The 25,697-nt window shown below is 55.4% G+C and carries 24 protein-coding genes; 6 read left to right on the top strand and 18 right to left on the bottom strand.

Going from position 1 to position 25,697, the window contains the following annotated elements; translation table 11 throughout:
* Nucleotides 1-284 precede the first annotated feature (284 nt).
* From KGB03_RS04250 to KGB03_RS04230, 5 genes are all read right to left on the bottom strand, one after another.
* On the bottom strand, nt 285-1,793 hold the full coding sequence (locus KGB03_RS04250) for a tripartite tricarboxylate transporter permease (protein WP_192409699.1): 1,509 nt from the start codon (nt 1,791-1,793) through the stop codon (nt 285-287).
* 24 nt (nt 1,794-1,817) lie between these two features.
* Nucleotides 1,818-2,312 (bottom strand): tripartite tricarboxylate transporter TctB family protein, encoded by a 495-nt coding sequence (locus tag KGB03_RS04245; protein ID WP_111448700.1) that lies wholly within the window; start codon nt 2,310-2,312, stop codon nt 1,818-1,820.
* The gene (locus KGB03_RS04240) at nt 2,309-3,280 is read right to left on the bottom strand and encodes a tripartite tricarboxylate transporter substrate binding protein (RefSeq protein ID WP_223526425.1); all 972 of its coding nucleotides are present in this window, start codon (nt 3,278-3,280) and stop codon (nt 2,309-2,311) included. Before KGB03_RS04240 ends, KGB03_RS04245 begins: the two co-directional genes overlap by 4 nt.
* Nucleotides 3,281-3,552: 272 nt before the next feature.
* Nucleotides 3,553-4,641, bottom strand: coding sequence for a polyamine ABC transporter substrate-binding protein (locus KGB03_RS04235; RefSeq protein WP_223526424.1), 1,089 nt, complete (start codon nt 4,639-4,641; stop codon nt 3,553-3,555).
* 51 nt (nt 4,642-4,692) lie between these two features.
* On the bottom strand, nt 4,693-5,994 hold the full coding sequence (locus KGB03_RS04230) for an NAD(P)/FAD-dependent oxidoreductase (RefSeq protein ID WP_223526423.1): 1,302 nt from the start codon (nt 5,992-5,994) through the stop codon (nt 4,693-4,695).
* A 149-nt stretch (nt 5,995-6,143) separates the two neighbouring features.
* Between KGB03_RS04230 and KGB03_RS04225 the strand changes: the two genes are divergently transcribed.
* Complete coding sequence (locus tag KGB03_RS04225; RefSeq protein WP_223526422.1) at nt 6,144-7,046, top strand: LysR substrate-binding domain-containing protein; 903 nt, start codon at nt 6,144-6,146, stop codon at nt 7,044-7,046.
* A 16-nt stretch (nt 7,047-7,062) separates the two neighbouring features.
* On the opposite strand, the gene KGB03_RS04220 is transcribed toward KGB03_RS04225, so the two are convergent.
* Nucleotides 7,063-7,284 (bottom strand): hypothetical protein, encoded by a 222-nt coding sequence (locus KGB03_RS04220; protein ID WP_218538537.1) that lies wholly within the window; start codon nt 7,282-7,284, stop codon nt 7,063-7,065.
* Between the two features lie 257 nt (nt 7,285-7,541).
* On the opposite strand from KGB03_RS04220, the gene KGB03_RS04215 reads away from it, so the two are divergent.
* From KGB03_RS04215 to KGB03_RS04195, 5 genes are all read left to right on the top strand, one after another.
* Nucleotides 7,542-7,799 (top strand): DUF2790 domain-containing protein, encoded by a 258-nt coding sequence (locus tag KGB03_RS04215; protein WP_223526421.1) that lies wholly within the window; start codon nt 7,542-7,544, stop codon nt 7,797-7,799.
* A 286-nt stretch (nt 7,800-8,085) separates the two neighbouring features.
* Nucleotides 8,086-8,409: a DUF4258 domain-containing protein gene (locus tag KGB03_RS31285; protein WP_033053145.1), complete on the top strand. Its 324-nt coding sequence runs from the start codon at nt 8,086-8,088 to the stop codon at nt 8,407-8,409.
* 4 nt (nt 8,410-8,413) lie between these two features.
* Nucleotides 8,414-8,854: a helix-turn-helix domain-containing protein gene (locus tag KGB03_RS04205; RefSeq protein WP_223526420.1), complete on the top strand. Its 441-nt coding sequence runs from the start codon at nt 8,414-8,416 to the stop codon at nt 8,852-8,854.
* Between the two features lie 432 nt (nt 8,855-9,286).
* The gene (locus KGB03_RS04200; protein WP_192409702.1) at nt 9,287-10,471 is read left to right on the top strand and encodes an acetyl-CoA C-acyltransferase family protein; all 1,185 of its coding nucleotides are present in this window, start codon (nt 9,287-9,289) and stop codon (nt 10,469-10,471) included.
* Between the two features lie 440 nt (nt 10,472-10,911).
* Nucleotides 10,912-12,336: an undecaprenyl-phosphate glucose phosphotransferase gene (locus KGB03_RS04195; RefSeq protein ID WP_111448707.1), complete on the top strand. Its 1,425-nt coding sequence runs from the start codon at nt 10,912-10,914 to the stop codon at nt 12,334-12,336.
* A gap of 74 nt (nt 12,337-12,410) precedes the next feature.
* On the opposite strand, the gene KGB03_RS04190 is transcribed toward KGB03_RS04195, so the two are convergent.
* The 12 genes from KGB03_RS04190 to KGB03_RS04135 all read right to left on the bottom strand — a co-directional run bounded on the left by KGB03_RS04190 (nt 12,411) and on the right by KGB03_RS04135 (nt 25,624).
* Entirely contained in the window at nt 12,411-13,532 is a 1,122-nt protein-coding gene (locus KGB03_RS04190; RefSeq protein WP_223526419.1) for a glycosyltransferase 61 family protein, read from the bottom strand.
* A 77-nt stretch (nt 13,533-13,609) separates the two neighbouring features.
* Complete coding sequence (locus KGB03_RS04185) at nt 13,610-14,752, bottom strand: hypothetical protein (protein WP_223526418.1); 1,143 nt, start codon at nt 14,750-14,752, stop codon at nt 13,610-13,612.
* Nucleotides 14,753-15,069: 317 nt separating this feature from the next.
* The gene (locus KGB03_RS04180) at nt 15,070-15,804 is read right to left on the bottom strand and encodes a WecB/TagA/CpsF family glycosyltransferase (protein ID WP_111448710.1); all 735 of its coding nucleotides are present in this window, start codon (nt 15,802-15,804) and stop codon (nt 15,070-15,072) included.
* Nucleotides 15,804-16,997: a glycosyltransferase family 2 protein gene (locus KGB03_RS04175; RefSeq protein WP_223526417.1), complete on the bottom strand. Its 1,194-nt coding sequence runs from the start codon at nt 16,995-16,997 to the stop codon at nt 15,804-15,806. Before KGB03_RS04175 ends, KGB03_RS04180 begins: the two co-directional genes overlap by 1 nt.
* Complete coding sequence (locus KGB03_RS04170; RefSeq protein ID WP_223526416.1) at nt 16,994-18,196, bottom strand: glycosyltransferase; 1,203 nt, start codon at nt 18,194-18,196, stop codon at nt 16,994-16,996. The genes KGB03_RS04175 and KGB03_RS04170 overlap by 4 nt, the downstream gene beginning before the upstream one ends.
* 75 nt (nt 18,197-18,271) lie before the next feature.
* On the bottom strand, nt 18,272-19,207 hold the full coding sequence (locus KGB03_RS04165) for a DUF535 family protein (protein WP_111448713.1): 936 nt from the start codon (nt 19,205-19,207) through the stop codon (nt 18,272-18,274).
* A gap of 7 nt (nt 19,208-19,214) precedes the next feature.
* On the bottom strand, nt 19,215-20,192 hold the full coding sequence (locus KGB03_RS04160; RefSeq protein ID WP_111448714.1) for a glycosyltransferase family 2 protein: 978 nt from the start codon (nt 20,190-20,192) through the stop codon (nt 19,215-19,217).
* Between the two features lie 43 nt (nt 20,193-20,235).
* Nucleotides 20,236-20,760: a serine O-acetyltransferase gene (locus KGB03_RS04155; protein ID WP_111448715.1), complete on the bottom strand. Its 525-nt coding sequence runs from the start codon at nt 20,758-20,760 to the stop codon at nt 20,236-20,238.
* Nucleotides 20,761-20,768: 8 nt separating this feature from the next.
* A complete protein-coding gene (locus KGB03_RS04150) occupies nt 20,769-21,725 on the bottom strand; it encodes a glycosyltransferase family 2 protein (protein WP_223526415.1) in 957 nt (318 codons plus the stop codon).
* On the bottom strand, nt 21,718-22,335 hold the full coding sequence (locus KGB03_RS04145; RefSeq protein WP_192409710.1) for an acyltransferase: 618 nt from the start codon (nt 22,333-22,335) through the stop codon (nt 21,718-21,720). Before KGB03_RS04145 ends, KGB03_RS04150 begins: the two co-directional genes overlap by 8 nt.
* A gap of 133 nt (nt 22,336-22,468) precedes the next feature.
* Complete coding sequence (locus tag KGB03_RS04140) at nt 22,469-23,926, bottom strand: FAD-dependent oxidoreductase (protein WP_223526414.1); 1,458 nt, start codon at nt 23,924-23,926, stop codon at nt 22,469-22,471.
* Between the two features lie 321 nt (nt 23,927-24,247).
* Entirely contained in the window at nt 24,248-25,624 is a 1,377-nt protein-coding gene (locus KGB03_RS04135) for an oligosaccharide flippase family protein (RefSeq protein ID WP_223526413.1), read from the bottom strand.
* Between the last annotated feature and the right edge of the window lie 73 nt (nt 25,625-25,697).

Below are 25,697 nucleotides of genomic sequence, written 5' to 3'. Positions count from 1 at the left end.
GGTTCTGCGCAGTGGGCAACCCGGCATGGATGCCGGGTTAGCCGCCCCCGGCCATGGATGGCCGATGGCGGCGGGCCCACGGAGCAGGACCGGAGCGAGGGCATGCCGAGCCTAGGCGAGGCACCGAACGACAGGGGGCAAGAGCGCTTTGGTTACTTTCCGCCGGGCCGCGCAGGCTTTTCGAAAGTGACTCGCTGTAAAAGCGAAACCGCCAGCAGCCATCACCGCAGAAACGGATATGTACTCCAACCTTAAGTAAACAGCATTACCCGTGCAGCCTGCGCTCAATCGTCCTCATGCAACTTGATACCGCGGGCGTGAAGCAGGTGCGGAACCACCAGCACCAGCAGCGTCAGTGCGAGGAACGCGGCCGATATCGGTTGTGTCACAAACACCAGCCAGTCTCCCTCGCTGATGGACAACGCATTGCGCAGCTGCTTTTCAGCCATCGGCCCCAGCAGCATGCCGACGATCACGGGCGCGACTGGAAAATCGAAACGACGCATCAGCACCCCGCCCCAACCGATCGCCAACATCAGCATAAGATCGAAGGAAGAATGGCGCATGCCGTACACGCCGATGGTGGCAAACACCAGAATGCCGGCGTTCAGGTACGGACGGGGAATCTGCAGGAGCTTGACCCACAGGCCCACCAACGGGAGATTCAACACCAACAGGATCACGTTGCCGACATACAGCGAGGCCACCAGGGTCCAGACCAATTCTCCCGACGTCTGAAAGAGCATCGGCCCCGGCTGCAGGTTGTAGTTCTGGAACGCAGCCAACAGAATCGCCGCGGTAGCGGACGTCGGTATGCCGAGCGTCAGCAGTGGCACCAACGAACCCGTCGCACTCGCGTTGTTGGCCGCCTCGGGACCGGCAACCCCCTCGATCGCCCCCTCGCCCTTGCTGCCCGCAAACTCTTTCGGGTACTTGCTCAGTTTGCGTTCCGCCGAATAGGACAGGAACGTCGGAATTTCCGCGCCCCCGGCCGGAATCGACCCGAATGGAAAGCCGATCAACGTGCCCCGTAGCCAGGCGGGGACCGAGCGTTTCCAGTCAGCGCGCGTCATCCACAACGAGGTCAAACGGTGCCGGCCGGACGTTTCTTCTTTCTGATAAAGCAGGCTGTACAACGCCTCACCCACTGCAAACAAACCGACCGCCACGAGCACGACTTCGATGCCATCAACCAACTCCGGCACCGCCAAGGTGTAGCGGGCAATGCCCGAGGTCGAGTCCAGGCCGATCAAGCCGATGGTCAGCCCAACGCCTAGCGAGGCAAAACCGCGCAGCATCGAAGCACCGAGTACCGCAGACACCGTCGTGAAGGACAGCACCAGAATCGCGAAATACTCCGCAGGACCAAACTTGAGCGCCAGCGTGGCAACAATCGGGGCAAACAACGTCAGCAACACCGTCGCAATGGTGCCGGCAACAAATGAGCCTATCGCGGCGGTGGCCAGGGCCGGTCCTGCCCGGCCGTTGCGCGCCATGAGGTTGCCTTCCAGGGCCGTGACCATGGAGGACGATTCTCCGGGCGTATTGAGCAGGATAGAAGTGGTCGAGCCGCCAAACTGCGCGCCGTAATAGATACCGGCGAACATGATCAAGGCGCCCGTGGGATCGACCTTGGCGGTGATCGGCAACAGCAGCGCCACCGTCAGCGCCGGTCCAATACCCGGCAAGACACCAATGGCGGTGCCAAGCAAACAGCCGATAAAACCCCACATCAAATTGATCGGTGTCAGCGCAGCGGAAAAACCAATGGCCAGGTTCGCGAGAGTTTCCACCTTGTTTACCTCCTTCGGCCCGGGTCAGATCCAGGCGTTGACAAGGGGCGGCAGGGAAACCCCTAGCCCGGCGTTGAACAGCCAGTAAATCGGCAGGGTCAAGGCAATGCCGATGGCGAGGTCCTTCACCGGCCGACGACTGCCAAAACCCCGTGCCGAACAGGCAAACAGCAGCCCGGCGGCCAATACGAAGCCGATGAGGTTAATCAGCACGGCCACCCCCACCAGTCCCGCCGTCACCCAGGCTGCGCCGGCTTTGCCGCCGGGCAGCGCTTGGGCAGCTTCGTCATCATGGTCTGCCAACTCGCGAAAACCACCGGTGGCGGCCTGATAACACAGCAACAGACCGACCACGCCCAGGAACACCGCGACGGCGTACGGATAGACGTGGGCCCCCAGGATCACGAAGCCCATCTCGGGCGGAAACCGGAATGCGCCCACCGCCAACACGGCGCTGATGGCGATCACTCCGGCGCCGATCGCCAGTTGCACCGGCACGATTGCGCGAGGCTGAGTCATTTCGAAACCAGTCCGACCTCGACCAGCATCGCCCGCAGCCGCACATGCTCTTCGTCGACGAATTTGCCGAACTCATCGCCGGTCAGGACGTTGGGTGACCATTTGTTGGTGTCGATATTGTCTTTCCAGACTTTGCTGTTGGTGGCGGCCACGACGGCGTCGGTCACTTCTTTGCGCTGCTCGGGCGTGAGGTTCGCGGCACCGTAAACACCCCGCCAATTGCCGATGGTCACGTCGTAGCCTTTCTCTTTGAGGGTCGGTGCATCGATGCCTTCAATGCGTTCAGGGGCGCCGATGGCGAGGACACGAAACTGGCCGTTCCTGATGTATTGGCCCAGCTCGGCATAACCACCGGTGATCACCTTGATCTGCCCGCCCAATGCCTGAGCAACGACTTCACCCCCGCCCGCGAAGGCCACGTAATTCACCTTGTTGACCGGGACACCCATTTTCGCGGCCAACTCGGCAATGCCGATGTGATCGATCGACCCCTTGGAGCCACCGCCCCAGGAAATACTGGTCGGCTTGTCCTTGAAGACCTTCAGCAAGTCCTCCAGGGTTTTGAATTCAGACTCCTTGCGCACGGCAATCACGTTGTACTCGGTGAACAACCGGGCAATCGGCGTTACGTCCTTCAAGGTGATTTGCGGTGTGTTCTGTTCAATGGCAGTGACCATGATCGCGCCGACAACCAGCAACGCATTCGGATCGCCCTTGGTGCTGTTGGCGAACTGCGCCAGCCCCAACGTCCCCCCTGCTCCGCCCTTGTTCTCGAAGGTGGTGGATTTGGCCGTGTTGGCCTCGATCATGGCTTTGCCCAGAACCCTGGCGGTCTGGTCATAACCGCCACCCACAGAACCCGGGGCCATGAACTTGACGGTGTCCAGCGCAAAGGCCGGTGTCGCGAGTGCGGCAGCGGTCATTCCCACGGCCATGTAGCGGCTGAATCGACTAAACAAAGCGAACATGCGTTTTCTCCCGAGACTTTTTGTTTTTATGGGCACCCGTTGAACATCGATCAGGGAGCAAACCCTGATCAATGAATATCCATCTCGGGATAAGCGTAGGCCATGGTCAGGGCGATGACATGCAACGAAGAATCTCTTGGAGTAAGCCTAATGCCAATCCGCTAAGCAATTTCAGCGGCTACAGATTGCATGGCGGGTTAACTGACTGACATTAGGCCCGCACTCCTCAGGGGCGCCTGATGTGGCGCACCCCAGGGATTGGGTCGATGTTGTTATGTGTTGGTTTTCAACTTGGTCCACAGGCGGGTCGTCAGCCGTGCAATGGCCGCGGGAAGTTCCTCGACGGTAAACAGTTTGTCCAGCACACCTGTCGACGGGTAAATCGCCAGGTCCTGCTTCACCGCCGGAACAACATACTGATCCGCCGCCAGGTTGGGGTTGGCGTAATGGATGCTGTTGCTGATGTTGGCAATGACCTGCGGTGTCAGCAGGTAGTTCATGTAGGCGTAGCCATTCTTTTCGTGCGGCGCGCTCTTGGGCATGACCACCATGTCGAACCACAGCGTCGAGCCTTCGTCAGGGATCGAATAGGCGATGTCGATGCCGTTTTTGGCTTCCTTGGCGCTGGCGGCCGCCTGCACGATGTCGCCATTGAAACCGATCACCGCGCAGACATTGCCGTTCGCCAGGTCGCTGATGTACTTGGAGGCGTGGAAATACTGGACGTAAGGCCTGATTTTGAGCAGCGCCTGCTCGGCTTTCTTGTAATCCGCCGGCTCGTGGCTATGCGGCGGCAGCCCCAGGTAATTCAGGGTGATCGGCAGGATCTGCGTAGGGTTATCGATAATCGCCACGCCGCACTGGCTCAGCTTCCTGATGTTGTTTTCATCAAAAAACAGGTTCCAGGAATGGGTGACATCGGTGTTGCCGAAGATCGCCTTGATCTTCTCGACGTTGTAGCCGATACCCGCCGTGCCCCACATGTACGGATAACCGTACTGGTTGCCCGGATCATTGACCTCGAGTTTTTTCATCAACGCCGGATCAAGGTTTTTCCAGTTGGGCAGCTGGCTTTTATCGAGTTTCTGCACCGCCCCGGCTTTGATCAATCGGGACAGAAAATGGTTTGAAGGGCTCACCACGTCATAGCCGGTGTTGCCGGTCATCAGTTTGGATTCGAGTACTTCGTTGCTGTCGTGAATGTCGTACGTCGCCTTGATCCCCGTCTCCTTGGTGAACGTGGTCAAGGTGTCGTCGGCGATGTAGCCGTTCCAGTTTGAAATGTTGACGACTTCGTCAGCGTAAGTGGCTGCCGACAACATCGTCAGCACGACCATCAGGGAAATGTTATTGACGCGCATGTTCAATCACCGTGTGTTTGATGAGTTTTTATTGTTTGATCGCCGGGTGTTCTAGATTTCTGTTTTGGCCCTGACCGCCTCCACGCGCATTCGAAGCATGGCACCGATATCGAGCAAGGGGCGTGGCGGCAGCCAGCCCGGCTGGGCCCTGCGCATCACCGATTCGAGGATGGGCGAGCTGTCACCCGATGCCAGTTCGGCGAGCAAGCGGCCCCAAAGGGTGCCGCGGGCGACGCCCGAACCATTGCAGCCGGCCACCGCAAACACACCTTCGTCGACCTTGGCGAAATACGGTTGCCCGGTGCGCGAAGCGCTCAAGTGTCCGGTCCAGGTGTATTGAATGTCCTGCTCGTTCAAGAACGGGAAGCGTCGTTGCAAACCGAGTACATGGTGTTTGCGGCGCTGCAGCAGCTCACTGTTGGATAAATCCCGAGAACGGTATTCCGCCGTGTTGCGGATCATCACGCGGCGGTCCGGAGTCAGTCGCACCGTGGCGCCCAGTGGCCGGGTGGACAGCACACCCCAAGGCTCAACCGCGCCGATGGACTTGAACTCGGCGTCGCTGAGCGGTCGTGTCAGGCTGGCGCTGAGTTCCATCGGGAACGTCCCGCTGTCCTCTATCCCTGAGCGCGGAATGAACGCGTTCAGGCACACCAGGACTTGCCTGGCTTCGATGCTTCCATCGGTGCCATTGGCGCGAATACGCCCTTTGCCCAAATGTTCAAGGCCAGTGATATCGGTGTTCTCAAACAGGGTCACGTTGGCCGGCAGCGTATCCAGCAGGCCTCTCACGTATTTGGCGGGTTGCAGCAGTGCGTTGCCATTGCCGCACCAGATCGCAGCCTGGTAATGCGCGGTGCCCAGTTGTTTACTCAGCGATTCACCTTCCAGAAAATGCGCAGAGGCGCCGACAGCACGTAGCGTTGCCAGTTTGGCGACGACGTCGGTCAACTTGCCGGGATCGTTGACGGCGAAGAAGTAGCCCGACTCCCTGAATTCACACTCGATGCCCAGACGAGCGATGCGCTGGCGCACTTCGTCACTGGCGGCACGGGAAATCGAAGTATCGACTTCAAAACCGGCAAACCCCGGGTTGCCGATCAGCTCATCCTTGGCCGGATGTTCGTGCCCCACCACGAAACCTGAATTGCGCGCCGAGGCGCCCTGCGCGGCCCGCTGTCTGTCGACAATCGCGATCCGCGCCTGAGGGTGCATTTCAGCGAGGGTGTGAGCGGCGCACAGCCCGGTAATACCGGCACCGACAATCAGCCAATCGGCTTTTTGCGTGCCTTTGAGAGTATCGCGAGCGGGAGAGCTCCCCGCCTGCGCAATCCAGCCACATACATTGGTCATGCATCACCTCGTCTGCCTGTCGTTCCGCAAGCACCGAACATGACGTCATTGCATGAGTCTTTCCGGCCGGCGCTGGCTAGAGCTAGAATCTATAAGGCCTGTAGTGATACAACCAACGTTATAAACTCATCGAGCCATTCAAAAAACGCATGGATAAAATTCACCACGTTCCTTCTCTCCAGGCCTTGCAGGCGCTGGTCGAAGTCGCAGGCTCGGGCAGCTTCACACAAGCGGCGCAAAAGCTGTGCCTGACCCAAAGTGCAGTGAGCCGAAAAATCCAGCAGTTGGAGAGCCACTTCGACTTGCCGATGTTCGTGAGGAATAGCCGCAGTGTTCGACTGACACCGGAAGGCGAACAGGTGCTTGCGACCGCCCGAAGTATCCTGGCGCAACTGAAAACCCTTGAAGATCGGCTGACACCGCAAAAACGACCTTTTCGCATACGCATGCATGTGTCGCTGGCGGTTCGATGGTTGCTGCCAAAGTTGAGCGAGTTCTATCGAAGTCATCCGCAGGTTTCACTGTCGATCGAAACAGTGGCCACGGAAGTGGTGGAGCCGGCCATCGACAGCGACGCCTACATCCTCTATCTGCCAGAACCGTCCCGCGATCCTGACTGCCTGACCTTGTTCGAGGAGGCGCTGGTGCCGGTGTGCGCCCCGAGTCTGGGCAGCACGACCCAGCCGTTGGAATCGGTGGCCGATCTCGTGCGTTTCCCACTGTTGCATCGCTCGGCGGACAAGCATGACTGGGTCCAGTGGCTGCACGCCAATGGCGGCCAGTCACTGGAGGACTACCGCCATATCCCCTTCAACCTCGACGAGTTGGCGCTTGATGCGGCGGCGCGAGGGTTGGGCGTCGCCATGACGGACCTGACCCTGGCGGGAGAATCACTCGAGCGAGGCGTGCTCGTCGTTCCGTTCGGTCACCCCTTGAAGACCCGCGGTATTTACGCCTTGAATCTGCAACCTTCCGCCGCCGCTCATCCAGCCTGCTCGCTGATCATGCAGTGGTTTGCCCAACAGGCCGAACAGCCGGCAGGCGACGATTGACCACCCTGATTGACCACTATGTTCCGCGCCCCAACCCTTGTGTCGCATTGGCAAAAGCAGCGCTCGCCTCTTGAACCAGCCTGCGCCATTCAACGCTGCTGATGAGTCCGGTGCGCTCCATCTCATCGGCAGCCTTGAGCAACTCGTCATATTGCTCTTCGGCATCCATGCGGATTTCGGGCACTTTCAGGAGCTGATACCAAGCCGCCAGGGCTTCGCTCTTTTGATCACCACTCATGCTCAAACTCCCTAAGACAGACAGTCTTCAATTGGAAGTTTTCTCATGGGTGACGTTCCTCGCTCCCGACATACGGCTCCAAAGCAATCGCTGACCTGATACTCGATGCCGCCGGTCACCCACCGTCACTTCGGCGCCGTTTCATTAGAAAATTGTCATTCAACTGTGGGTCGGTTGTGCGGATCGCCTGGTTAACCTTCATTCACTGCCGGGCACCCCATCGGCAGCCAACCCGCCTCTGAATAGAGGAAGTCATCATGAAAATGTTAATCCTCGGGTTTGCTGCTCTTCTCGCCACGGGTTTTGCGTTTGCAGATACCCAGACCGCCGAACCTGTTATCCACGACAAGACCGGTTCCTTCGTCCACCTGAATATCGCCAAAGACCTGTCCAGCAATATCATCACGCAAGAATGCGGCATCATCCCCGCGCAGCTGATTTACCTCGACCATCAGGGCCGCAAGCACGTGCTGGATTACCAGGTCCAGGGCATGAATTGCATTGGTGATAACTGATCAGACGCCTGTACTCACAGAGGATCGGGCTACTCTGGCGCCACTGGCTGACCTCTGTAGCCCGCCGCTGCGAGAGGTATGTTGCTGAACCGAACCAGGCAGATCCCATCCCCGCCGAACACTCGCCCAGCCGGCGCAGTAATTGGATGAATGATGTCGGTTCGGCCTGTCGCATAAACTAAATCTGTCCATCGCTGCTCCGCTACATGTCTCATTTTATTTCCCTGCTTTGACAATCGGCGCTTGAGCTTTAGTCTGTCGCAACCTATAAATACTATAGATAATCATGAGCGACCTACTGCCGTTTCCGCTATCCAAAAAGAAAGCCTTGGAAATCATTAGGGAGCTTTCGCATAGATCTGAGCGTGTCTTTTACTCTAAGCACGCACGGTCCCGCATGATTGAGCGAGAGATATCCATGCCTGACGTAATGGATTGCCTTCGCAGAGGACAGGTCACTGATGGTCCCTATCAAGCACCCGGGGGCGATTGGAGATTCACTATTTCATGGTTCAGGGCTGGGTCACCCCTCCAACTTGTCGGCGCAATCGATGTCGACGAAGACGGGAGATATCTCGTCATAGTGACCACGATGCAAAGGGAGAGATAATTTGATGTACCACTACGTTGAAAGCGGGCTACCGAACGTCTGGCTTAGCAACGGCTACAGGGTGAAAGAGACTGCCTATGGCGAGTCGGTTGCTATCACGGATGTCGAGGGCCTTCATGACTTTATCGGCAAGACGATTGCGCAAAAACCGGCAGCTCTGACCGGTGCAGAGTTTCGGTTCCTGCGTAAAGAGCTGGATTTGTCTCAAGAAAGGCTGGCCGGCATTGTCGGGCTGACCTCCCAAGCGGTGGCGATCTGGGAAAAGACTGACAAGATTCCGACTGTAAATGATCGCTACTTGCGCGGGCTTTACCTGGAAGCCAAGACTGGCGAGGCGGATCTGATGGCCGCCATTAACTCGATCAACGAACTGGATCATGAGCTTCATAAGCTCAACCTTCAGTTTGAAGATGGGTGGCACCAGCAAGACCAGACGTGTGCCTGACAAAGACCTGAATGACAAAGCCCGGACGTGTATCTAATGCTGTTCACTTAAGCGCGCTCTTGGATCGTGCACACCTCTGTGGCGAGCGAGCTTGCTCGCGCTGGGCTGCGTAGCGGCCCCAAAAATCTGACAATCATTGCCGATTTTTGTGAGTGCTACGCACTCAAGCGGGAGCAAGCTCCCTCGCCACAGGTTTCTCCGATTCAAGACTCTCTTAAGTGAACAGCATTACGGACGTGCACCCGGCTTTTTTCTTTCCTGCGCTTCTGACCCGATCAGACGAATCAAAAAGCGACTTCAACTGAAATGGCCAAAAACGCCATCCCCCTTGAGCAGTTTTGGCATAGGCCAAAATCATCACGGTGTCTAGACTCACCCCATATAACAGTGCAAAAGCACACTTGAATCCAGGCCTGTTCCAGGGGAACCCGCATGAACCCATCCGACATTTTTGTTATCAGCGCCGTCCGCTCAGCCATCGGCAGCTATGGCGGCTCGCTCAAAGATGTGCCGCCCATTCAACTGGCCACTGACGTTTGCCGCGCCGCCATTGAACGCTCGGGGCTGGCACCTGAACACATCGGTCACGTGGTGATGGGGCATGTGATCCCGACGGAAGCACGCGACGCCTACATCTCTCGTGCCGTGGCGATGAATGCCGGCCTGCCGAAAGAAACACCCGCCTTCAACGTCAACCGCCTCTGCGGCTCTGGCTTGCAGGCCATTGTCAGCGCAGCACAAAGTTTGATGTTGGGAGACGCAGGCGCTGCCCTGGCGGGTGGCGTCGAATCGATGAGTCGCGGAGCCTATCTGTTGCCGCAAGCGCGCTGGGGCGCACGCATGGGCGATATGCAAGCCATCGACTACGTGCTCGGCGTTCTGCAAGACCCGTTTGGCGGTTTCCACATGGGCATTACTGCGGAAAACATCGCCGAGCGCTATGGCATCACTCGTCAGGCTCAGGATGAGTTGGCGCTGCTCAGCCAGCAACGGGCGGCCCGGGCGATTGCTGAAGGGCGGTTTACCGACCAGATCGTGCCGATCGAAGTGGCGTCCCGCAAAGGTACCGTGACGTTTGCGACAGACGAGCATGTCCGCGCCGAGGTCAATGCCGAGCAATTGAGCAAGATGAAACCGGCCTTCAAAAAAGACGGCAGCGTCACCGCCGGCAACGCGTCGGGCCTCAATGATGGTGCCGGAGCACTGATCATGGCCACGGGTCAGATGGTTCTCGACCAAGGCCTCAAGCCCATCGCCCGACTGGTCGGTTACGCCCATGCCGGCGTGGAGCCAGAGCTGATGGGGTTGGGACCGATTCCCGCCACCCGCCTGGTCCTCAAACGCGCTGGTCTGACCGTTGCCGACCTGGATGTCATCGAGTCCAATGAAGCATTCGCGGCCCAAGCGTGTGCCGTGGCGCAGGAACTGGGCTTCGACCCGGAGAAGGTCAACCCGAACGGTTCGGGAATTTCCCTGGGCCATCCGGTAGGCGCAACCGGTGCGATTATCGCCACCAAGGCGATTCACGAACTGCACCGTGTTCAGGGTCGGTATGCCCTGGCGACCATGTGCATCGGCGGCGGCCAAGGCATCGCCGTGTTGTTCGAACGCGTCTGATCGGCCCAAATGAGACGGCGCCCATTGTGAGCGCCGTCTCGTTTTACCACGATGGAATCAGTGCGCAATGCACGCAGATTTCAACACGGTGTAAGCCTCGATCACTGCGCGACCACACTCGCGCCCCCTACCCGTTTGCCGACCAGGCACTACCTTGCTGCTGACACCGCGGACCGCCCTGCTGCCGGCCGGTCGGTATCTCGATGGGCTTCATTTTTTCAAGCCCGAAGGTTCTACTAAACTACTCAGAACTACGCAGATTCAGTGAATGATTTCACAGTACTGCTAAAGTGATAGCACGCGTCGCCACATGCTCCCAAAGCCCCCATTTTCGAAGGCGAGTGGCTAATCACGGTGACGCCAACGCTCTCAAGCGAGGGCAGCATGAACTGAATCGCGTGATCAGCGAGCGCGAGGGGCAGCAGGCATGAGGTCTAAATATGATATTTGAGCCCAACAGTACCCGCTCCGTTCTCCAGCGAAGAAGCAGTACGAGTATCGTTATTCAGGCTGGTCTGGATTGTGTTGCGGTGACTGGTGTTGCGTGGTTCTTGATCAATTATCATATCGGCTTCATAACGCAGTCCTATGTCATCCTGCTCCTGTTGCTACTGGGGGCGTTGGCCGTCGTGTACGACCACTATGCTATTTACCGCAGCAACGTTGGTTTTACCGTCAAAGCCTTCAAGCTTTTGAAAGCATGGACTGCCACGTTTGGCTTTCTCGTTGCCATGGCCTTTCTTACCAAGCAAAGCGAACAGTACTCGCGTTTATTGGTCGGGCAGTTATTTGTTGCTGGATATTTTGCTCAGATGCTTTTGCACCTCGCGACACGCGAGATGCAGAAGAAATTTTTGGCCCACTCGACCCAATTGGAAAACTCGCTCATCATTGGCTCGGGCGAACTGGCCAGCTATCTTCACAAGAAAATCAGCAATAATCCCTGGCTCGGTGAGCGCATAGTCGGCTGTGTGTTGATTGGCGCGGACGATGATCGGGGAAAGGAAAGTCTGGAAGGCGCGCAACGTCTGTCGATACTGGGCGATATCTCCGACCTTGATGAGTTAGTTGTCAAACATGCCATTCGTACCGTCTATTTCGTGACCCCTTTAGGTGGATCAGAGGTCATCCAGGATGTTTATTTAAGGCTGTTCGATAAACACATCTCTGTTAACTGGGTGCCTGACATTTTCTCGTTGCGCCTGATCAACCACAGTGTTCGCGAAATTGCCGGCATTCCCGTGCTGACCTTGTCTGAAACTCCGCTGATGGGGATGCGTCTGTTTCTGAAGAACCTTGAGGACAAAGTCCTGGCCTTTCTCATTTTGGTTCTTGCAGCGCCGGTTCTGGTAGCCGTCGCCATTGCCATCAAGCTCGACAGCCCCGGCCCCATATTCTTTCGTCAACAGCGCATGGGGTGGAGTGGAGAAGCTTTTCGGATCTGGAAGTTCAGAAGCATGGTCGTCCATCAGCCTGAAGACGGCATCGTCAAGCAGGCGCAAAAGAATGACCCTCGCATGACCAGGGTTGGGGCTTTTATTCGGCGAACCAGCCTTGACGAGCTACCGCAGTTGTTCAACGTTTTGATGGGGGAAATGTCTCTGGTGGGGCCTCGCCCGCACGCTATTCAACACGATGTTCAGTACTCGCCCGATGTCTCGGGCTACTTTGCGCGTCACAACATTAAACCGGGCATCACAGGCCTGGCTCAGGTACGTGGCTATCGTGGTGAAACGAAGGATATAGATCAGATGATTCGGCGTGTTGACTCGGACATCGAGTACATCAACAACTGGTCGCTATGGCTCGATTTCGTCATTCTTGTACGAACGGTGTTTGCCTTCTCCGGCAAACATGCTTACTAGCCAGTCTTGAGTGCCTGGGTAATCTCAAGGTCCATTTGATGCGCAATAAAGGCGAGGCCTACAGCCTCGCCATATCAGGACGGAAAGAGATCCAGCGTGCGCTCGACTTCATCGGGGTCGATTCTAAAACCATTTCCCTCTGGTGTACCGACCACAAAACCAAAGTTCTGCTGATCACGATCCGTTAGGTATTTAAAGAAACAGATAAAGCGATTAGGCGGCTGCAGTACCAGCAGCGAACCACCTGGCGGGAGAACATTAACCCCATGGATAAGTTGACTCCCCTCGACCCCTATCACGGTTCTGGCCCCGGCGCAGGTCGCCACGATGGTCGAAACATCGGACGTCGCAGCGTTGAGAATGCGAAACCCTCTGCGGTCACGTAGCCGTTCAGCCAGCTCCATCTCATTGCGTAACAATCGCAGTTCACCCGTGCCACCTCGCAGAATGAACACGCCTGGGTGGGAGCGAACTGTTACGTGTGATAACAGCTTTTCCCCCATCTCACGGAAACGCCGGTGCTTATGTCTGTTTTGGCATAGATCGTCAAAGATCACGAGTTCACGAAAAAATGCGTTACGTAAAAAAACGGGCCTCATATCAAGCCAGTTCTCATAACCGCGAGTGTGAAGCATGCCCTGCCTTGCTGTGGAAACACTATCTGCCGAGGGTAGCGCGCTCACCGGAACGCCTTCTTCACATGCCAATCGATAGGTTAAACAATCATCCATCAACCACGTTCCAAACCACTTGATTCCCCCCGCGGTGCAATACAACGCCCCGCGATCGATCTCGTTTTCTACTCGAATCTTTGGTAACCAACCGGAACCCGGTGACAACCAGGATTTGGCATTGCCTTTGTAGAGCGTGCCATCGATTAACCAGACATCTTTAAGCAGGTAACCTTTAGTCGGACCATGTTCAACACGACCGACGCCTTCCATTGTGCGGCGGGGATGCTCGTGAGGATAAAAAAGCTTCTCTTCCCATCCGGTTACACGCTCAAGCTGATTTGGCAAGAAAAAAGCGGGGGGAGCAATCGAGGTGTCGCCTGGATAAATTTCCCACGTTTTCACGGCTTGGCTTTGCAGGGTCAAGGACGGTTTTCGGGTGAGCCGTGTGTTAAACATGTATTTATACGCAGCAAGGCTCCACTTTGATTGGCCGTCAATCGTCAATGCATTGAACTCCGACATAGGCACCCCATCCAAATTTAGTTATACAGAAACAGCGTTCATGCCAAAACTGCACTTCTTTAAAATCAGCAACCTGTTCAGGTGGATACGATACTTTCCAGGACAGGGGGTGACTTCAGATGAGCGTAGCGACTACGCAAGGTGCCGAGAAGCGTTTCTCCCGGCGTCCTGGAACAATGAAGGTATATTTTAAAAAGGCCGCCAAAACCCATCTCGCGGTATCGATTAGCAACTTCCTCGTCACTCGGACCGTCCGGCAACCCAAGATGCAGTGTCAACTGCTTGCCTTCGACAGAAAACAGAGGCGTCTCCCAAAGAAATTGCGCTGCGCCCACCTTGGGCAGTCGAACAAACAAATAACCGTAATTGCCCAGCGTATCAACATCACCGCCTCGCCTTCTTTTCCACTCAAGAAGTCCATCGTCCGGGCGAGCCAGGCACGTTCCGATATCATAATAGTCAAAACCGTTTTCTATCGCCCACTCCAGTGCCATGAACGTAGTAATTGAATTAACTTCACGTAACTTTTTAGTATCTGAAAAAACAGCGTCAGGGTAGCCGAAACGCACGGTGCTCCAATAGCGCTTGCCTGCCCGGGTCACTACGCAGCCAAGATGGCATGCAACAATCTCATCCTCCAACAACACCAGATCGAGTCGCCCGGCAACTTTCGCCACCCGTTGAACTTCATGCGTTTCAATTTGAGAGGCGGCCGTACCATGCCTTGCCTTGGCGTAAGGTCGAAGCATTTCCCGGTCTGCACTTTCAATCTCGTCATCGTTCAACGCTCGTTTCATACGGTAGCGCAACCGGTTCTTGCGCAGATTTCGACGTAACTCAGCGTTGTATCTTGCTGTGATCTCGTCGATTGACTTGCTCAGCGGCACGACGGCACTCAGATATTGAGGCACATACAATGCCCCCACCGTCGGCATTTCACTGACCCACACCGTCCGGTCTGACGTGTCCAACTTTAACTGACTATTAACCGTTTGAGATTTAGCACCCAGTAGAACCTTCACAAATTCCCGCTGTGTTTTCCTGCCCACATAGAGAATGTCGTGGAGGCTATCTTCCCGCAGTCTGAACCTGACAATTTCCCAACGCCAAAAACAGGCTCGCCCAAGTATATCCCGCAACCAGGCAACCGCTTTCCTTAGCTCAAATCGCATTGAAGGAGATATTAATTTACGAACTGATTTTGCTATATATTCTTTCATTTGGTTATTAGCACAATTCAAGGAAGGGGTATTTCAGTTTGCAAATCAACAAACTAAATACTCGAAATGAGCGCTCGACAACTGAGCACGTCACCTTTCTTTCGCGCGAAAAACTCGCCATTCCCTCCCTGGAGTCAAGATTGTTCGACAACATTTTATTGACGCCAATCCTAATGAACAAAACAACCACGAACACCCTATCAACTCGACAATTCCAACTTGAGTAAAGGTGCTACACCGGGGTTTTGCAAGATATTTCAGCCGTGTTTTTTACGTCTAAGGGGGGGAGTCCTGCCAGGTGTCAAATTCCTGTCACGTCAAGAGTCCCTGTAGATCAACGTGCGCAACAAGAACTTCGGATTACCCACCACATAGCGTTTGAATAATCGCTTTGGCTCACCCAATAGCCTGAACACCCACTCACAACCGAGACGACGCACCCATTGCGGAGCGCGAGTCACCTTGCCGCCGAGAAAATCCAGGATCGCCCCTCCGCACACGACCAGACAGGGCACACCACTGACGGCTAACCTGGCAGCAACGGCTTCTTGCTTGGGCATGCCCATACCCAGCACAACCAGTTCCGGCTGAAACTGCCGGGCAAGGCTTATATAGGTATCCACCGGCGCGAAACCATGGTGAGCAGAGACGATGTTGACCGCAAATATCGCTTCGCTACGCTGCACCGCATTGGCAAGAAAGGGCTCTTCAGTCCCCCAGAAAGCCACGCGCCGGCCCTTGAACGCGGCCAGCAATTTGGGAATGAAATCGGTGCCATTCATATTCAGCCCCGGCTCCAGGCCGAGACGACGAAACAGGATGGCCATGCCGGAGCCATCCCGCAATAACACGTCCGCAGCCAGCAGCGCGTTAAAGTAGTCGGTATTGGCCGCCACCAGATTCATGGCATGGGCATTGGCGAACCCGAGCACTGTCGTCACGTCAGGTCTGGATAACGCATCAATCAATGCTTGCTCGTCTTCAGCATCGCTGACCACCCTGAGTTTGCGGGTAATCATTTGCCAGTTGTGCTGCCAGGATAAAGCGCGCATTAGTTGTCATCTCGCTTCGAACGCACCCATTCAACCTGGCGCTTAAGCAAAAAGCCGAGATACAGAGGGATTTTCTTCATCGCGTAGAACGGCGCATACAACAAGGCTGCAAAAGAAATAATCCTGCGACCAAACTGGCTCCATGCCAACAAGATAGTTACCCCCAATATTGCCACCCCGCAAGAAGCTATCAAGGCTGGCGCCAAAGCTCCGGACAGCATGAAGACCAACCACGACAGACCAAATGCCGCCGCCAAGGCCAACGTCAATAAGGCCAACGGTGGGACCAACAAATCCAGCGTCATCGCCAGCAGACGCCAGTTGCGCTGGCCAATCGACTCCAACAGCAACTTTGGCGTATCCCCAAGGATGACCCCTAGATGACCATGTTCCCAGCGCGTACGCTGGGTCGTTAAGCCTTCATCGCTGCGCGGAAAATAACTGGTTACCAGAGCATCGGGGCAGAACACTGGCGGCTTGCCGCTTCGGCATAAATCCAGACCCATCTTCAAATCTTCAACGATGTGGCCACTGGCCAAATTGATCAACGTCAGATCCCGCCAGACGAAAGCCATTCCCGTGCCCATTAGCTGACAGGGCAAGCCAAGCCGGGTCCAACCTTGCGGCCGAACCCGATTCTTCACACACCAGGCAAACTCGGCAAGCCGCACTTTTAGCCCCGAACCTGCTGGAGCAAGCATTAAATTAAGGGCTTGCGCTGGCCGCCCTGAGTCGATGCAACAGATGGCCAAACGCTCGATAGAACCCTCGGCGACCTGGCAATCCGCATCGACAACAATCATGACCTCTGGCGCATCACTCGCCAAATGACGCACCCCGCAGTCCAGCGCATAACCCTTGCCACGCTGCTGATCATTGCTGCGCTCCACCACCTCGGCGCCCGCCGTGCGAGCCTGCGCGGCGGTGTCGTCAGAACAGTTATCCGCCACCACCAACAGGCGATCACCCAAAAGCAACTGCGGCCGAATGCTGTTTAACGTCGCGACGATGATCGAGGATTCATTGTGTGCCGGTATCAACACCGCCACCCGCGGTCGTGGTCGCGGTCCTGGCGCCGACGAGCGCCACCGTGCAGGCAGACAGGCCATCAGCACCTGCACAAACAGCACCAACACCGGCAGGAGGATGAGTATCAGCAGGGAGCTGAACAGCCAACCAAGTAATGTGATCATGCTTGCGCCCTAAACAAATTAGCCAACTTGGCCGCTTCGGTATCGATGTCGTGTCGCTCCAGCACTCGCTGATAGGCCGCCTCGCCCATCCGCTGCAACACCTCGACAGGTTGCGCGAGGCAGTCCGCCAACGCCGCCACCAACTCATCCACCGCTCCAGCGGGAAACAACCAACCGTTCACACCCTCTTTTACTAACTCGGGAATCCCTGCCACATAGCTCGTCAATACTGGCCGGCGCAAAGCCATGGCTTCCATGATGACCACCGGCAAACCCTCGGCGAAGCTCGGCAGCACCAAGGCCCGGGCCGCAAGAATTTCCGCCCGCACCTGCTCACTGCTGATCCAGCCGGTAATTCGCACCTGCGCCTGCAAGCCATGCCGTGCAATCAGGGCTTCGATTTCCGCGCGCATTTCTCCATCGCCGGCCAGTACTATTTCGAACTCCACACCTTGAGCTGCCAGGATGCGGGCAGCCTCAAGCAACAACAATTGTCCCTTCTGTTCACACAAACGACCTACGCAAACCAACCGCGGCGCAGATGGCACAGCAACAGCCGGCACATCGTGAAACGCCCGCTCCAGCCCACAGTGCACCACCTTTACCCTTGGCCAGTGCGCATGAGCCACCCAGCGAAACAGCTGGCTACGCCCATAAGAACTGATCGCCGCGACAAAAGCCGCACGCCGGACTTTCTCGCCCAAATGAATAAACTGCGGTTTGTCGAACTCCTCCGGGCCGTGCACGGTAAAACTGTACGCCGGCCCACCAAGCACATTGGCCAGCATCACCACCTCGGTTGAGTTGGTGCCGAAATGCGCATGCACATGCTCGGCCCCAAACGCCTGCAACCAGATCAGCACGCGACACGCCTCGGACAAATAAACCAAATGGTACGGCCAGGGGCGATCGGCACGCTGGCCCATGCGCAGCGCCAGCCACAGCGCCGAAAGAAAACGTCGCGGCTGGGCGCGCAGCACCTGCAGCACAGGCACTAACAGCTCTTTGACTCCGCCCTGCAGCACATACTGGGTTTTATCGCGTTCAGACACGTCTTCGGCATCCACCAATTCGGCATCCCAGCCACGCAGAGCAATGCGCTGCACCACAAACCCCTGACGCTCCAACGCCAAAATCTCGCGACGAATGAAGCTATGGCTGACTTTGGGGTATTGATTGATGAAATAAGCGATACGCATAGGAACCAGACTTAGTTGTCGTTGCGGTGGATTATTACTGCAAGTAATCCCACAGTAGTACAGGTCTCGGGAACGTCAACTAGCCACACGGTTGCTGCTATAACTACCGATCAACACGCTGTCTATCTTTTTAAAGGTGTCGTCCAGCAGCTCATAGCGCCTGCGATACATGGCCCGTTTTTTTGAAGCAATACTGTCGAGCGGCTTCCTGGACAGAACCATGGGAATCTCAAAAAAATCTTCGCGCTCTGAAGGAGTCGCTCCATGTTCTAACCAGATCACATCATAATTTGCCGCCAGCTCCAGAGCTTTGTGAGCGCCAAAATACGGATGACGATGATGGCGATACCCATCCCCTACCGCATAAATTTTTTCAACACCGATATTGATGGCAATGTATTTAATAACTTCGATCAGAAAGCTTCTTGGCCGCAGGCCTTCAAAGTCTTTTGTCAGGTCCCTGTAGATACTCAACGACAGTTCACTCTCGACGCCTTTATGTATCCCTTGAACAGCACCGATAAAAATACATAACTCAGTGTCCGTGCGACACAACGTGAATGCTATTGACGCAATGCGCAGTTCCCCCTGAAACAAGTTCAGCACCAACTCCCCTTCACGCATAAACCAGAAGGGACGATCGAGCACCAGGGAACAGCCAGCCGCAAACTCCGACAAATCACTCAGCAGCAAACTGTCACTTCGCCCCAACAGCAATAGCTGCGGACAGCTTTTGGTAACGACTTCGTAATGCGAGGCTAAAACACTAAGCTTATTCTTGGGGCTCCAGCTTTTACTGATGTAGGGCCAATGAACAACGCCTACACAATCCCCGCCTAACTTCTCAACACCGGACTTACCCAAGGCGTTCGACATACGCCCGCAAAATAACTTCAGCTCGGACCAGTTTTTTGCAACTAAAACCAGCATTTTAAACTTATTATTCAATGCCCTTAAGGAATACCCGGCATGTAAAAAAAACACGCTCTTCAATATCACCCAATTATTCATATAAGTCTCACTTGTATTCGATCAACGCGGTCTTGCCGGCGCCGAATCTGTTCAGTAGAAACTTGACTTGGCCGAGCATCTCGGGAAATTTCCCCAGCACGAGAAAGAAAGCCCGTAGCCAGTTTTCACGTGTGGATCTATCGCCCCCGCGGGCGAGGCGCACGACCTGCAATGGATAGACCAGCAGAAGAAGCAGCCCAAACCCTCCAAACACCAAACTCGCGATAACAGTCGCCAGTGGGACACCCAATCCCCAGAACCAGACACGGCGCGACTCGCGCAACCAATGTCGCTCCGGTGCAGCCCCATGCAAAAATGCGCCCTCGGCAAAGGCATAACCACCGCGCAAGGTACGCTGCCACCATTGGCCGAACCGGGTCATGGTTGCATCGTGCAAGGTCATTTCCTCGCCCAGACGCCAGACCTTCCAACCATTCCCACGCAGACGCACGCACAATTCAGGCTCTTCCCCGGCAATAAGGCCCGGTCGAAACCCGGACGCGTCGGCAAAGGCGTCAGCCCGCATCAGCGCATCGCCCCCACATGCCTTGGCCTCACCTACCGGCGTATCCCATTCGAAATCACACAGTAAGTTGTAAACAGAGTGCTGCGGAAAACGTTCACGGCGCCGTCCACAGACCACCGCGACGTCAGGATGTGTATCAAGAAAGGCCTGCGCCCGGGGCAGCCAACCGCCGACAATTTCACAATCACCGTCAACGAACTGCACATAACGCATCGCCGGCAGTGAGCGTTGCAGGCAGGCAAATCCTTCATTGCGCGCACGCGCAGCCGTAAAGGGAATCGTCATGTCCAACTCGATCACCTCGACCCCAAGTCTCAGTGCCATCTGCACTGACCCGTCGGTTGATCCAGAGTCGACATAAACAACTTTCTGCGCCGAACCGGCGAGGGAAGTCAGACAACGCTCAAGCCGTAGGCCTTCGTTGCGACCGATAACAACGACACCCATCCCCATAGCCATGGCGCTCACTCAGCGACGCAATTGAAGTAATCCATCGGGTGGTTCATGAGAACTCCCTCGATTCTGCGTACTTCCTTTTCTTGATAGTCGCAGGCACGCCCACGGCCACCGAGTCGTCCGGCACATCGGTCAGCACCACAGCATTGGCACCAATCACGACATTGTTACCAATGCGGATATTGCCCAGCACCTTGGCCCCTGCCCCGATATCAACATTGTTACCCATCACCGGAGCAATCGGCTCACTCACATTCTTGAGGCCCACGACGACGCCATTGCGGATACGGCAATCATCGCCGAACTGCGCAAAGCCACTGATCACGATTCCGCCGAAATGATCGATGACGAAGTTGCGCCCGACCACCACCTCACACGGCAACTCGATACCCGTGACGATCTGCACCAGTTTGAAGAGCACTTTGTATATAAAGGAGAACAACTTGCGTAGCAGTGCCGGTCGCACACCGTAACGCCAGCGCCCAAAGCGATAAACCACCATCACCCAAAACCCCTGAGCCCCCCAGTCTCCGGCGTATGCATGTAAATCCGCACGTATGTTTTCGAACATAACTGGCCCTACCGTGTTGGTTGGCTAGCGAATTTGGTATCACGCAGCAACGCCCAGGTCACACGAGTATGCTGCCAACACGCCCCTAAAGCGGCCCGACCGCGGCCTTTCAATAGCGCCTTGAGCGCCACAATCAAATCACCCAGACTCACCAGTAGCATATGTGAGGCCAAACCGGGCAGACCGTGGTGCTTGCGGAAATACAAAAGCTCACTTTCGATTTGTATCGTGGGGAGCTGACGACTATCCGCATTGAGTTTGTCGACAGACTTGGCACTTTCACCGCCGATATGCACCACCGTGGTATACGGGTAGTAAACGACCTTCCAGCCTGCCTGTTTAACGCGTTTGCAGTGATCTATCTCCTCGAAATAAAGGAAGTAGCGCGGATCGAACAATCCGACCTGGTCGATGACTTCACGGCGGATCAGGTAATAGCACCCGGGCACCCAGTCGCACTCACGCACCGAAGCATGATCCCAGGCCATGTCGTCGACTCTTTTCACCACAGGGAAAAAGCGTTCAAGCCCCGTATGCGAAAGGAAGACATTCAACGGCGTTGGAAAATAGCGACAGGAGGGCTGTAAATCACCCGCTCGTCCAACCAATCGAACGCCGAGGACACCGCAATCAGGATGAGTTTCCATATAGTCGAGCGTCTTGCTCAGCGTATCCGCAGCAACAAAGGCATCAGTATTGAGGAGCAGCGCATACTTGCCCTGCAGGTGTTCAATCAATTGATTATTGGCACGCCCAAAGCCAACATTATTTTCATTGGCGAGTTGCAATGCCTCCGGACAAATAGTTGCCAGACATTCCAGCGAATTATCGACAGAGGCATTATCCACCACCAAATAGCGCGTGCGATCCACGCTAGTTGACTGGCGTAACGCATTAAACATCGGCTGCAACAACTCCGCTGTGTTGTAATTAACCACCAACACGTCAAGGGGAGCGCTAGCCATTGGGTTGCTCGCCAAAAAAGTGTTGCGCTCTCATTTTTATAAGCTTCGGTTCAAATGTCGGGTCGTATACACCATTGCGCTGCCTGATAAGGTCAATCCATGGATAAGTGGCGCTACGCTCTTCGACTTTCGCCAACACTTCTTCCAAGGTACAGATAACTTTGGCTGGGTTACCCCCAACCACTACCCCAGGCGGAACATCTTTTACGACTACAGCACCGGCCGCGACAATCGAATTAGGGCCAATAGTCACACGCGGCATAATGATAGAGCCATAACCGATAAAACAATTATCCAGAATATCGATAGGGCCGACAGAGTCCAGTTTTTTATCAAAACGCACTTCAAGCATGCCGATTATTCCATCGTGGCCGAACAGCGTGCAACAAGATAAACCTACATTATTTCCGAGTCGTACCAGCGAAGGGTCAGTTATGTTGGCAGCAGGATTGATCCATACGCCTTGACCGATGGAGTGCAAAGATCCCCATCGAACCATATGTTTAGCCCATTCATACCCGTCCGGTTTACAGAATTTTTTATAGAGCGGGGTCCCATACCCCGTTGTTTTTGCAATATAAGCAATCGTGCGTTTTAGTAGACCAATCATCCTCTCAGCCTCATGAATTCAGCGATAGACACCTGTGCCAAGGTTAGAGACACCCTGATTCTTCATTACCACTTCCCTAAGAGTAGACGCTCCCTAAAATCCAACACTCAAATAATCAACACATGCTCCCCCCTCAGGAATACCTGCCCATCTGATGGTTAAGATGTTCCGCCAGCCTTAAAACAATTTGCAAAATAGGCATTGTGGGGTTGCAGGCACCGCCTGTAGCGAAAACACTGCTACCCGCCACGTAAAGATTCTCGACACCGAACACTTTGCAGTTCTCGTCGACAACGCCAAACTCAGGCGAAGCCGCCATCCGTGTGGTCCCCATATGATGAGCATGGGGATTGAGCCTCAGTGGCAAATCGACGTCATAAACGTAGTCTTCCAACTTGACAAAGCCCAACCCTGTTTCGGCAAAACACTTCGCCACTTCGAGCCCTATGGACTTGACGGTATTTCTGTCTGCCGGGGTCAGTTCCCAATGAACATTTACCTTCCTCATCCCTAACGCATCTCGCTCGTCGAGCAATGAGATTCGGCTGTCAGGGTTGGGAAACTGTTCGATCAGCGTGCCGAGCACCCCGTCTCCAGGGCAATCGAACTTGGCAATAAATTCAACCTTGCGCTCCGCACCCACTTCGCAAACGAGGTTCTCGAAAAAGCTCTTGATGGCAGCCATTCGCCCATAGGATTTCACTTCAGCTACAAGCGTGGCCGTCACATTCCCTTTACCTGACTTGTGCTCCATCACGAATGCATCGGTCGTGAAGTACTCCTGCCGAGCATCTGTACCCTGCCCGTCGTTCAGAATGAAGGTTCCCATTTCGACATTCAGGTGCTCCATGAAGCATCTACCGACGAAACCATCCTCGCTGACGATACCGCCAGTTGCCAGAGACTCGCTGTTGAGCAGGTGCCTGGCATTCTCGATCGCGCCAGTCGCCAGAATGAATTGTTTTGCCGTGACTCGCTCTCGATGCAACTCATAGTCCGAGACGACTATCGTTGCTATGCGGCCGGCCTTGCTGTCGAACTCAAGATCGACGCAATTGCAATGGATGAAGACATCCAGCCCCTCGGTCTCATTAAGTTCCTTGGCATATTTTTGTGCAAATCGCGTCGGCGGGCTTAGCAGGAAACGATCAGCGTAAAAGTCGTTGCCGTCCAGACTCGCATTGATAGCCTTGAATCCGGAGTGCGGCGGAAGATCGACAATATCCATGGCCTCCGGCAGATTGCGCTCGATCTCGGAAAACGCGATGGGCCAGCCCGGCACAGGCACCGGAGGGGCCACGATAAAGTCCGACGGTTCGAATGGACGGCATCGCCCGGCCCAGTGATTGGAGGTCCCGCCAAGATAACGCAGGCGTGTTTCCTGAGCATACAGCTCGAGGCCTGATGATGAGACCTTGTAGAGGTTCTGCGAGACCGGCGAATACTCGAGCCCACCGCCCTCGACAAGCACCACACGCCGACCATTACCGGCTAAACGCAAGGCCAGCGTAATGCCAGCTGGCCCACCGCCGATGATGCAGGTGTCATAGTGATCGCGCAGTTCTTTCTGCGATTGGTAGTCTTTGATCATGCGTGTGTTTGCCGAAAATGCCGGGCAGGCAGCACCCATCCGTTGATTACAATGAACTCGGATTTAGCAGCGGAAGGCCGGGCGGCTTTGGAAAATCCGAACATGATCCCTCCAAGACTCAATAGAGCAGAAGCCTGGAGGAAGCTTCTGCGCCCCATCACAGAGGTATTCAAATCAGTCTCTCTCATGATTCAAAGCTCCACGACATCGAGATTACATTGGAAATTTCAACGGCTACATCAAGGCCACAACTTGGCGACGGCCATCAATATCTCAATGGCGACGCGGTGCCGCAGCTTTGGAAACATCAAGAGAAATAGATCAAAACCATTTAAAAAAAACCGTCAATAACTCCCCACACAATGCCCCCACTGCCAGCATAGGCAGCACCACCAATTCACGCTTGAGACTGAACATCCCCAGACGACAATTGACATAAAAAACCAGGAAAAGCGTAGGAAACGTGTACAGGGCAGCGCCCCAAATCGCGTATTTGACCCCGCCAATCGCCAACAGCAGCGGCAGCAGCACCCACAACGAGACCACGCGAATAATGTTATCCATGGCCTGGTACTTGGTGAGTCCCAAGGCAATCCAGACCTGATTCGCCAGCATGTAGCGCATTGTGAAAAAAGAGAGTGAAAGAATGGCCATCATGTTGCCGGCCTGGGCGTAACGCTCATCGTACAAGATGCTGATGAGCAGTGGACTGCCGGTCAGGAACAGTCCACAGAGAAACAGGCAGGCCAGATCGAGCATCAATTTCAAGCGGTAATACAAAGCGTGGAGCCGTACGGTGTCATTCGTTCTTGAGGCCTCACTGAAAGCCGGCAAGGCCACGGCCCCGACTACCTTTTGCAACGCAAGCTGAACGGCTCCCAAAATCAGCACGGCAATGGAGTAAACGCCCAGTTCGCCGGCCGTCATGCTGCCGCCGAACCAGACACGATCACCGTACATGGCCAGTACGCCCACTGCCGACGACAACAGTATCCAACGGCCGAAGCCGACTAATTCATTGAGCGCAGAACGCTCCCACTGTAGACGGTTAGACGGGCCCTCAAACCAGACATGCCCCAGCAGCGTGCTGACCATCGATTGGACCAGACCTGCAATCACCAGCGACCAGATGGACCTGGTGAAATAACCGATGCCCAGCATGACCACCAGCCCGACAACCTGAGACCCAAACTCGGTGAGCACCACTTTCTTTTGCTGGAAAGAGCGCACTGCCAGGTCGATTTTGGTCGACTGAAAACCAACGATGATTGCCGAGAAACCGGTCACGGCCAACACCAGCGGCAACTCGGGTGCGGCGTAGGTGGAATTGGGCGACCACAGATTGAGGGCCTGTGCATACCAGGCGAGGGCCGCGAGGAGAAGTGTCGAAGCAAAAAGGATAAAGCCACGCACGATCTGCACGGTCCAGATGGTATTGAGAAAAACCGGATCGTTGCCACGCGGGCTCTGGATGATGTTCTGGCGCAAGCCGACATCGGAAAGCATGTGCAGAACTAGGGAAACGGTGATGGCGATCATCATGATGCCGAACATCTCCGGCATCAGCAGACGGGCCATTATCAGGTTGCCGCCCAAGCGAAAGGCTTGAGACGTAACCAGCGCCCCGAGATTCCATGCCCCGGCAGAGATCGCTCGCTTACGAAGGCCCAACGATGGCGACAAATCGACTAACGACATAACATCATCCCCGGACTCGATGGCTCAAAAGGAACTATAGTCGCGTTTAGCCATTCCACTAGCCGTCGCTCAT

Origin of the sequence: Pseudomonas sp. BF-B-26 (genome assembly GCF_019956495.1) — a bacterium.
GTDB lineage: Bacteria > Pseudomonadota > Gammaproteobacteria > Pseudomonadales > Pseudomonadaceae > Aquipseudomonas.
This window is presented reverse-complemented; position numbering and strand designations above follow the sequence as displayed.

What these genes read in the sequence shown, in the direction of transcription:
- KGB03_RS04155 (WP_111448715.1), bottom strand. Translation starts at nt 20,760, where the DNA reads ATGTTCGAAAACATACGTGCGGATTTACATGCATACGCCGGAGACTGG.
- KGB03_RS04215 (WP_223526421.1), top strand. Translation starts at nt 7,542, where the DNA reads ATGAAAATGTTAATCCTCGGGTTTGCTGCTCTTCTCGCCACGGGTTTT.
- KGB03_RS04205 (WP_223526420.1), top strand. Translation starts at nt 8,414, where the DNA reads ATGTACCACTACGTTGAAAGCGGGCTACCGAACGTCTGGCTTAGCAAC.
- KGB03_RS04225 (WP_223526422.1), top strand. Translation starts at nt 6,144, where the DNA reads ATGGATAAAATTCACCACGTTCCTTCTCTCCAGGCCTTGCAGGCGCTG.
- KGB03_RS04190 (WP_223526419.1), bottom strand. Translation starts at nt 13,532, where the DNA reads ATGTCGGAGTTCAATGCATTGACGATTGACGGCCAATCAAAGTGGAGC.
- KGB03_RS04195 (WP_111448707.1), top strand. Translation starts at nt 10,912, where the DNA reads ATGATATTTGAGCCCAACAGTACCCGCTCCGTTCTCCAGCGAAGAAGC.
- KGB03_RS04170 (WP_223526416.1), bottom strand. Translation starts at nt 18,196, where the DNA reads ATGCGTATCGCTTATTTCATCAATCAATACCCCAAAGTCAGCCATAGC.
- KGB03_RS04235 (WP_223526424.1), bottom strand. Translation starts at nt 4,641, where the DNA reads ATGCGCGTCAATAACATTTCCCTGATGGTCGTGCTGACGATGTTGTCG.
- KGB03_RS04135 (WP_223526413.1), bottom strand. Translation starts at nt 25,624, where the DNA reads ATGTCGTTAGTCGATTTGTCGCCATCGTTGGGCCTTCGTAAGCGAGCG.
- KGB03_RS04165 (WP_111448713.1), bottom strand. Translation starts at nt 19,207, where the DNA reads ATGAATAATTGGGTGATATTGAAGAGCGTGTTTTTTTTACATGCCGGG.
- KGB03_RS04185 (WP_223526418.1), bottom strand. Translation starts at nt 14,752, where the DNA reads ATGAAAGAATATATAGCAAAATCAGTTCGTAAATTAATATCTCCTTCA.
- KGB03_RS31285 (WP_033053145.1), top strand. Translation starts at nt 8,086, where the DNA reads ATGAGCGACCTACTGCCGTTTCCGCTATCCAAAAAGAAAGCCTTGGAA.
- KGB03_RS04200 (WP_192409702.1), top strand. Translation starts at nt 9,287, where the DNA reads ATGAACCCATCCGACATTTTTGTTATCAGCGCCGTCCGCTCAGCCATC.
- KGB03_RS04220 (WP_218538537.1), bottom strand. Translation starts at nt 7,284, where the DNA reads ATGAGTGGTGATCAAAAGAGCGAAGCCCTGGCGGCTTGGTATCAGCTC.
- KGB03_RS04150 (WP_223526415.1), bottom strand. Translation starts at nt 21,725, where the DNA reads ATGGCTAGCGCTCCCCTTGACGTGTTGGTGGTTAATTACAACACAGCG.
- KGB03_RS04245 (WP_111448700.1), bottom strand. Translation starts at nt 2,312, where the DNA reads ATGACTCAGCCTCGCGCAATCGTGCCGGTGCAACTGGCGATCGGCGCC.
- KGB03_RS04145 (WP_192409710.1), bottom strand. Translation starts at nt 22,335, where the DNA reads ATGATTGGTCTACTAAAACGCACGATTGCTTATATTGCAAAAACAACG.
- KGB03_RS04180 (WP_111448710.1), bottom strand. Translation starts at nt 15,804, where the DNA reads ATGCGCGCTTTATCCTGGCAGCACAACTGGCAAATGATTACCCGCAAA.
- KGB03_RS04175 (WP_223526417.1), bottom strand. Translation starts at nt 16,997, where the DNA reads ATGATCACATTACTTGGTTGGCTGTTCAGCTCCCTGCTGATACTCATC.
- KGB03_RS04230 (WP_223526423.1), bottom strand. Translation starts at nt 5,994, where the DNA reads ATGACCAATGTATGTGGCTGGATTGCGCAGGCGGGGAGCTCTCCCGCT.
- KGB03_RS04160 (WP_111448714.1), bottom strand. Translation starts at nt 20,192, where the DNA reads ATGGCTATGGGGATGGGTGTCGTTGTTATCGGTCGCAACGAAGGCCTA.
- KGB03_RS04240 (WP_223526425.1), bottom strand. Translation starts at nt 3,280, where the DNA reads ATGTTCGCTTTGTTTAGTCGATTCAGCCGCTACATGGCCGTGGGAATG.
- KGB03_RS04140 (WP_223526414.1), bottom strand. Translation starts at nt 23,926, where the DNA reads ATGATCAAAGACTACCAATCGCAGAAAGAACTGCGCGATCACTATGAC.